The sequence below is a fragment of the Caulobacter sp. D5 genome (genome assembly GCF_003185805.1).
In the GTDB taxonomy this organism is placed as follows: Bacteria; Pseudomonadota; Alphaproteobacteria; order Caulobacterales; family Caulobacteraceae; genus Caulobacter.
In genome coordinates, this window is sequence record NZ_QHJY01000446.1 from 1 (window position 1) to 6,619 (window position 6,619).

Genomic DNA, 6,619 nt, shown 5'->3' on the forward strand with positions numbered 1-6,619 from the left:
GCGGGACTGGCCTTGGCTTCGGGTCCCGGCGGCCGCTCGTCCTTGGGCTGGGGCGGCGCGATCGGGGCGACGGCGAACTCGACCGCGATCGCCTCGATGGGCGCGGCGGGCGGCAGGTCGGACGGCGAGGTCAGGCGGATGTAGGCGCCGAGCGCCAGGACGACATGCAAAGCCACCGCCCCTGCCAGCGCCGCTGACCACCGCCGCCTGCCGCCGGCGGCCGTGGAGCCGTCATAGGGGATTTCCAGCACGGCCGGAGACGGAAGCACCGATTGCAGCATCAGAACACCCGCTCCAGCTTCAGGCTGGCCGCGACCTTCTCATAGGAGAACAGCCAATCGATGCTGCTGGCGGTCCTGGCGTACTGCAGGGTCAGGCTGGGCGTCAGCCCGGCCCGCGCCAGGCCCGGCGCGCGGAGAATGGCGGTGAAACTCTGCTCGTCGTCGCGGCGGCGCACCTCCAGGGCCTCGTTGATCGCGTCCCAGCGCTTGCGGCGGGCCGAGGCGAACAGACTGCCGTTCAGGCCCTTCCAGGTCGGGCTGGCCGCGCCGAGGCGCAGGCCGACCTGACCATAGGCGTTGGTCGGCAGGTCGGCCTCCTTGTCGCCGAGGTCGGCCCCGCCGAACACGGTCCAGCCGCCCGGCAGTCCGCGCCAGGCCGTGAGGAACAGCGAGACCAGCCGGCCGTCCAGCGGCGCGAAGTCGGCCTGGCGATAGCGCATGTCCTTGTAGTCGGCCTCCAGCTTCACCAGCGTCCGGGGACCGAGCGCTCGGGTTGCCTCGGCATGAACGCCGGGCGCGTCGTAGAGGCGCGAGGGGCCGAAGGTCGAGACGTCGAAGGACGGCGCGATCCCGAAGGCGTAGCGGGCGGTGCGATAGTCGAACCCGGCCTGGCCGATCAGGGTGGCTTGGTTGTAGCGCGGCTCCTCCGGATAGAACTCGCCGTAGGAGATCGCCCGCAGCGAAAGGCCGGCCGAACCGCGCAGCGGCAGGCGGCGGGTCAGGGTCCCCTCGAAATTGACCGTCGCCGCGCCCAAGGCCTGCGGCGTCTTGCGATCGAAGAAGCAGATCCCCTCGGGGCCGGGGATCAGGCAGGCATAGCTGCCCGAGGCCTGGTTGATGTTGCTGTTGTAGCCGGGGCCCAGGGCGAGCGAGCCGCGCCAGGCCCGGCGCTGATCGAGGGCGGTGACAAAACCTTCGACCGTGCGCCGCACGCCGGCCGCGCGCGGATCGCCCGGCGGCAGGTCGGCCAGGATGGCCTGGAACGCCGAGCGCGCCTCCCGGTCGCGCTGGTTCTCGAACAATACCCGCGCCAGCTCGACCCTGCCCGGCATGAAGTCCGGCTGCTTGGCCAGCAGGTCGCGGAAAGCGCGCTCGGCGACGCGCAGGTCGCCGTCCTGCCGCGCCAGCATGCCCTGGGCGTAGAGGGCCAGCATCGGATCATGGTCCGGCAGAGCCAGATAGGCTTTCAGGAACCGGCGCGCATCACCCCATTGGCGACGACCGACCGACAGGTAGAGGGCCTTGCCGACGTCGTCGACGCCGGGCCCGACCGTATAGGCCTGACCGTCGATGACCAGCACCGAGGGCGAGGCCTCCTCCAGCGTCCTGGCCTCGCGCTCGGCGGCCTTGCGGGCCAGGTCCTGGTCGAGGCGCAGGCGGATGTCGTCGTCGACCTGGGCTCGAGCGGCGCCGGCCAGCGCCAGAACGGCGAAAGCCGCGCAGCCGGCGGCGACGCGGACGGAAAGAAGCCTTGCGGACCTGCGGGTCATTCGAATGCCTTCGAACGCGCTTGGGACGGGAACCGAAGTCCCCGCCCCGCGCGACGGTTACGCGCCTTAGTTCTTCGTGCCGCCGAAGGCGGTGTCGTACTGGCTGTTGCCGCCGAAGGTGACCAGGCCGGCGAGCGCCGCGGCGCTGGCGCCGAAGAACTGGCCGCTGACCGAGCCGCCCGAGGCCAGGGTGCTGGCCCCTTGCGTGGCCGTGGCGTTGGCCGTGGTGCTGGCGATGTTGGCGCCCGAAATGCCCACCGAGCCGATGTCGACCGTGTAGCCGGTCGAGGCGCTGGTGATGCTGCCGCTCAGCGTGCCGGATCCGAAGTTGGCGCTGAACGTGCCGGCCAGGATGCCGTTGTTGGCGTAGTCGCTGATGCCCTTCACCGCATAGGTGGCCGTGCCGGTGGTCGGGACGGTCGTGCCGGTGTTGTCGCCAACGTAATAGACGGTGTGGGTGCCGTCAGCGACGTCGGCCGTGTCGGACCATTCGCCGAAATAGAGGTCGGCGTTGCTGACCTTGGCGAAGTTGAACACCCCCATGCCGTTGTGGCTGCCCGGCGCGGTCGAGGGGTTGTTGATGGTGGTCACGCCGTTGACCGGCGGCACCGAGGCCTGCAGGCCGGCGAAGTCGACATAGCTGCTCAGGCCGATGGCCGCCACGGCGACGCCCGGCTTGCCCGAGGTGTGCGGACCGGCGTTGATCGTGCTGGCGCCGACGCGCAGCTGGCTGGTGTCGGTCGACAGGCCCACGATGGCGGCCTGGGCGACGCCGGCCAAGGCGACGGCGGCGATGGGGGCCAGGATCAGCGCCTTGAAGGTCGAACGGGACATCTCGTCTTCTCCGATGCTTGGTTGAATGGTCTCGTTGGTGAGACCGGGGCATCCAGCGGCCCCCGCCGCGCCGGTGGGGATCCCGACGCGCCGAAGACCGTGAATTGGGGGGATCAGTAGCGGGCGGTCATGCTGAGCTTCAGCGTGCGCCCGGGCGCCGGCTGGGCCGTGCGGGTCAGCGGGTCGGTGTAGTAGCGGTCGTTGAGGTTCGTGCCGGTCAGCTCGAAGCGGATCTTCTCGTTGAGCTTGAAGTTGGCGTAGGCGTCGACGGTGACGATCTCGCCCCACAGGTAGGGCGTGTTCAGGCCCCAGCCGTCGACGCGGGTGGCCCGCGCGCCGCCGATGAAGCGATCAAGCTCGGGGTTGTCGTAGGCGCTGTAGTAGACGCCCCTCACCCCCACCTCGAGACGCCGCTGGAGGAAGCGGGCGCCGAGATTGAGATTGACCGTGTCGGTCGGCGTCGCCTGGGTCAGCAGATAGCCGCCGACGAAGCCGTAGTTGACGCAGTCGGGTACGATGCCGGTGCTCGCAGCCTTCATGATCGCCGCCTCGGGATCGCAGACCTTGTTCTTGATCATGTGCGAGGCGCCGAGGTCGGCGAAGAACCGGCCGTTGTCGTAGCGGGCCTGCAGTTCGACCCCCTCGATCAGCTGCTTGTCGATATTGGTCAGCAGCAGTTGCGAGCCGCGCTCGATGACGTTGCGGGTGTCGCTTCGGAACCAGGTCAGCTTGAAGTCGGCGCGCTGGCCTTCGGGCAGGTCGAGCAGGGCCGAGAGGTCATGCACATAGGCCGCCTCCCACGTGCGGGCGTGTTCGGGCTTCAGCGGGCGGGTCGGGTCGGTCGAGGCCGAGAAGCCGATCGTGCTCTCGAACATGCTGGGGAAGCGGTAGGCCTCGGCGTAGCGGACATAGGCCCGCGCATTGGGCGTGAAGTTGAAGGTCGCCGAGACCACCGGGGTCAGGCCGTCGCCGCGCCTGGTCTCGGCGGTCAGATTGACCGCTTCCTGGTTGCGCGAGGCCACGCAGTAGCCGGTGGCGTTGGCGACGCTGGTCAGGAAGCCGTTGACGCAAGGGTTGGTGGCGCGGGTGTAGCGGCCCTCGCTGTCGGGCAGCCAGGCGATGGTGTTGTTGACGGTGCGGCTGTTGACCAGGGTGCGATAGAGCACCGAGCCGTCGGTGAAGACGTAGTTGGTGAACACCACGCCCTTGCCGATCTGCTCGGCCAGGAAGTCGTCGACCGCCCAGAAGTGCGAGTAGCGCAGGCCGGCCGACAGGGTGATCTCGCTGACCGGCCGCCACTCGACCCGGGCGTGGAGATTGTACTCCTCGCGGCGGCCGGCGCGGGGGTACTGCCGCCAGCCGTCGAACGTGCCGGCCCAGACGTCGGGCGAGGTCAGCTTCTCGTGCTGCCAGTCGCCGGCCAGGACGAGGTCGAGGCTCTGGGCAAGGCGGGTCTTGTTGCTGAGGCTCAGGCCGTAGCGGTCGTTCTTGGCGTTGGCCAGGGCGGTGTTCTTGAGGATCGGACTGGCCGCGCTCTGCGCCCAGTTGGGAAAACCGCCGGCCGAATAGGTGTGGCTGTTGGTGCGGGTCAGCCAGAGCGTGCTCTTCAGGTCGAGCCACCGGCCGCCGGGCTTGTAGCGGTGGTCGAGATTGTAGGCGGTGGCGTGGACCTCGCTCAGCGGCCACTGCACCTTGCCCATGCCGTTCTCGCCGGACGAGACGATGCGCGAGGGCATGATCTCGCCATAGGTCGAGACGCTGTCGCGCACCCCGAATTCCAGGGTCTGGTCGTCGCTGATCTTCCAGCCCAGTTTGCCCAGCCACGAACTCATCTCGCTGGAGGTGTTGGGGACCTCGTTTCCGGGCTCGTAGTTGAAGGCCAGGCGCTTGATCAGGTCCTGCGGGCCGGACGGCGTGGGCAGGTTGGTCTGGCTGTAATAGCCAGGCACGGTTTCGCCGGCGTAGTAGTTGCCGCGCTCGCGCCAGGCGTAGGCGACCAGCCATTCGACGTCGTCGGTGCGGCCGGCCACGGCCATGCGGGCGGCGCGATCGCCCAGCGACACGAGGTCGTTGTCGTCCGAGGTTCTGGGCGTCACCCGCAGGGAGGGGTCGGCGTAGGGGCTGCTGGGATAGCCGGCGGTTCCGGTCGAGCCGGGAAACCCGGGCACATTGCGGTAGTCCTGGCCGGTCAGCAGGGTCGGCAGACGCGGCTTGACCGAGTTGCCGCCGCCCTCGATGCGCACCTCGGCGCCGTAGCGCTCGCCTTCCCGCAGGATGTCGCCCGGCGAGAGGGTGCTGATGACCACCGCCCCGCCGGTCGAGGTGTGGACGCCGGCCGTCAGGGAGGGCCCCTTCAGCACCTGCACGCCGCCGATCAGGCTGGGGTCGATGTAGCTGCGGTTGTTGGCGCCGTTGTAGCCGCGCCAGACCGTCAGGGCCTGCTCGCCGCCGTCGATGATCACCGGAACGCGGCCAGGTCCTTCGATACCGCGGACGCTGGGATCGAGCGCGCCGCTGTTGCGGGCGTCGCCGCTGAAGACGTTGACCATGCCCTTGAGCACGTCGGCGGGACTGACGCCCTTGTAGCGCTCGACCACCGCCCGGCCGGCATAGGCGGACGAGCCGTCGAGGTCGTAGATCCCGTCATAGCCGAGGGCGTCGCGGGCGCTCAGCGTCTCGCCTTGCCCTACAGCGCCTTCGACCTGCAGGGCGTCGGTGACGACAGCGCCCTTGGACGCGCCCTGGACGGTCGGCGCGGCGTCCAGGGTGACGACGCCGGGCCTCGCCTCGCGCCAGGCGACGCCGCTGCCGGCCAGCAGGCGCGACAGGATCTCGCCCTGGCTGAAGCGGCCGCGCACGGCGGGCGAGCGGCGGCCGTACGGCGCTTCGACGGCGTAGACGATCTGCACCTTGGTCTGCAGCGAGAACTGCGCCAGCGCCTGGGGCAGCGGCTGGGCCGGAATGTCCACCTCGTAGACGGCGGCTTCCTGGGCCGCGGCGGGAAGCGCGACCAGAGCCAGGGAGCTGGCCGAGGCCAAGGCGAGGCACAACGACAGCCGGCGCAGGCGCGGGAGAAGACCGGGGCGGAAAACAGGCGTCGTCATGTCTTGGGCGGATCTCGTCTGGCGGCCGCCCATTGTTGCGAGCGACACTCAATTGCATCTCAATGTTGATGAGACGAAACCGGGCCGCGAGATCCCCTAGCCGCCGCGTGCATTTTTTGCAGAACAGCGGAACCGTTTCAGTAGAGCAGGACGAAATCGCCCAATCGGGCCATGCGCAGGCCCAGTGACGCCGCCAGGGCGTCGATCGCGTCGTCCGGTTCGCCGACATCGAAGACGCCCGACACCGGCTTGGCCGCCAGGGCCCGCCCCCGCACGAACACCTTGCTCCGGCGATAGCGGCCGATCTCATCGACCACTTCGGACAGCGGGCGGTGGTAGACGATCAGACGACCCTGCCGCCAGGCGTCGACCGCCGCCGGATCTTCCAGGGTCAGAGCCTGGGGCGCGGCGCCGTCCAGCCAGGCCCCCTGCCCCGCCCGCACCACGGCCGCGCCGTCGCCGTGCGCCGACTGGACCCGCACGGCCCCGCGCAGCACGCTGACCCGAGCCCTGTCGCCGCTCAGCCGCACGTCGAAGGCCGTACCCAGCACCCGGGCGCTGCCGGCCCGGCTCTCGACCACGAACGGCCGGCTTGGATCATGGACGACGTCGAAGAAGGCCTCGCCCTTCACCAGCCGCACCCTGCGCCCCTCGGCCCCGTAGCGGACGTTGAGCACAGCGCCGGTGTTGAGCGTCACGGTGCTGCCGTCGGCGAGCACATGGCGGCGCACCTCGCCGATCGGCGCGGTCAGATGGTCGGGGTCGGGCGGCGCGATCGTCCTGACGGCGACGCCGCTTGCGACGGCCAGCACCAGGCAGGCGGCGATCGCCGTGGGGACGGACCAGGCGCGGCGGCGCAGATCCGCCGGCGCCGATCCCGGTCGCCGGCGGCGCGGCGAACTCGCGGGCG

5 protein-coding genes are annotated in these 6,619 nt (G+C 70.1%); all 5 read right to left on the reverse strand.

Annotated features, from left to right (window positions below; all coding sequences use genetic code 11):
* The coding region (locus tag DMC18_RS23260) for a hypothetical protein (RefSeq protein WP_199232616.1) at nucleotides 1–281 on the reverse strand (281 nt) is incomplete at its 3' end.
* Nucleotides 281–1,771 carry a surface lipoprotein assembly modifier gene (locus tag DMC18_RS23265; protein WP_110118912.1) on the reverse strand — a complete coding sequence of 497 codons (1,491 nt, stop codon included), beginning with the start codon at nucleotides 1,769–1,771 and terminating at the stop codon, nucleotides 281–283. The genes DMC18_RS23260 and DMC18_RS23265, both read right to left, overlap by 1 nt.
* 66 nt (nucleotides 1,772–1,837) lie before the next feature.
* A complete protein-coding gene (locus DMC18_RS23270; protein WP_110118911.1) occupies nucleotides 1,838–2,605 on the reverse strand; it encodes a Slam-dependent surface lipoprotein in 768 nt (255 codons plus the stop codon).
* A gap of 113 nt (nucleotides 2,606–2,718) precedes the next feature.
* On the reverse strand, nucleotides 2,719–5,709 hold the full coding sequence (locus DMC18_RS23275; protein ID WP_110118910.1) for a TonB-dependent receptor: 2,991 nt from the start codon (nucleotides 5,707–5,709) through the stop codon (nucleotides 2,719–2,721).
* 137 nt (nucleotides 5,710–5,846) lie between these two features.
* Nucleotides 5,847–6,619, reverse strand: a 773-nt coding sequence (locus DMC18_RS23280) for a FecR family protein (RefSeq protein ID WP_146218188.1), incomplete at its 5' end; no start/stop codon positions are given.